This window comes from Citrobacter sp. 506 (assembly GCF_050434985.1).
Taxonomy (GTDB): Bacteria; Pseudomonadota; Gammaproteobacteria; order Enterobacterales; family Enterobacteriaceae; genus Citrobacter; species Citrobacter braakii.
Map to the genome: position 1 here is coordinate 1 of NZ_JBNDJN010000015.1, position 1749 is coordinate 1749.

The following is a 1749-nucleotide window of genomic DNA, read 5'->3' on the forward strand; positions in this document are numbered from 1 at the left end:
TGCTGGAGGTATCAGAAGTGCGAATGCTGACATAAGTAACGATAATGCGGGTGAAAAACCCGCACGCCGGAAGACCAAGGGTTCCTGTCCAACGTTAATCGGGGCAGGGTGAGTCGACCCCTAAGGCGAGGCCGAAAGGCGTAGTCGATGGGAAACAGGTTAATATTCCTGTACTTGGTGTTACTGCGAAGGGGGGACGGAGAAGGCTATGTTAGCCGGGCGACGGTTGTCCCGGTTTAAGCATGTAGGCGGAGATTCCAGGTAAATCCGGAGTCTTGCTAACGCTGAGGTGTGATGACGAGGCACTACGGTGCTGAAGTAACAAATGCCCTGCTTCCAGGAAAAGCCTCTAAGCATCAGGTAACACGAAATCGTACCCCAAACCGACACAGGTGGTCAGGTAGAGAATACCAAGGCGCTTGAGAGAACTCGGGTGAAGGAACTAGGCAAAATGGTGCCGTAACTTCGGGAGAAGGCACGCTGATATGTAGGTGAAGTGATTTACTCATGGAGCTGAAATCAGTCGAAGATACCAGCTGGCTGCAACTGTTTATTAAAAACACAGCACTGTGCAAACACGAAAGTGGACGTATACGGTGTGACGCCTGCCCGGTGCCGGAAGGTTAATTGATGGGGTTATCCGTAAGGAGAAGCTCTTGATCGAAGCCCCGGTAAACGGCGGCCGTAACTATAACGGTCCTAAGGTAGCGAAATTCCTTGTCGGGTAAGTTCCGACCTGCACGAATGGCGTAATGATGGCCAGGCTGTCTCCACCCGAGACTCAGTGAAATTGAACTCGCTGTGAAGATGCAGTGTACCCGCGGCAAGACGGAAAGACCCCGTGAACCTTTACTATAGCTTGACACTGAACACTGGTCCTTGATGTGTAGGATAGGTGGGAGGCTTTGAAGTGTGGACGCCAGTCTGCATGGAGCCAACCTTGAAATACCACCCTTTAATGGCTGGTGTTCTAACGTAGACCCGTAATCCGGGTTGCGGACAGTGTCTGGTGGGTAGTTTGACTGGGGCGGTCTCCTCCTAAAGAGTAACGGAGGAGCACGAAGGTTAGCTAATCCTGGTCGGACATCAGGAGGTTAGTGCAAAGGCATAAGCTAGCTTGACTGCGAGAGTGACGGCTCGAGCAGGTGCGAAAGCAGGTCTTAGTGATCCGGTGGTTCTGAATGGAAGGGCCATCGCTCAACGGATAAAAGGTACTCCGGGGATAACAGGCTGATACCGCCCAAGAGTTCATATCGACGGCGGTGTTTGGCACCTCGATGTCGGCTCATCACATCCTGGGGCTGAAGTAGGTCCCAAGGGTATGGCTGTTCGCCATTTAAAGTGGTACGCGAGCTGGGTTTAGAACGTCGTGAGACAGTTCGGTCCCTATCTGCCGTGGGCGCTGGAGAATTGAGGGGGGCTGCTCCTAGTACGAGAGGACCGGAGTGGACGCATCACTGGTGTTCGGGTTGTCATGCCAATGGCATTGCCCGGTAGCTAAATGCGGAAGAGATAAGTGCTGAAAGCATCTAAGCACGAAACTTGCCCCGAGATGAGTTCTCCCTGACCCTTTAAGGGTCCTGAAGGAACGTTGAAGACGACGACGTTGATAGGTCGGGTGTGTAAGCGTAGCGATACGTTGAGCTAACCGATACTAATGAACCGTGAGGCTTAACCTTACAACGCCGAAGGTGTTTTGGCGGATGAGACATCGAAATTCAGCTTGATTACAGATTACATCGACAGACC

The 1749-nt window shown here is 52.3% G+C and carries 1 rRNA gene; it reads left to right on the forward strand.

The features are described from left to right. A 23S ribosomal RNA gene (locus tag ABIE10_RS23540) occupies positions 1 to 1679 on the forward strand; the annotation flags it as partial. Between the last annotated feature and the right edge of the window lie 70 nt (positions 1680 to 1749).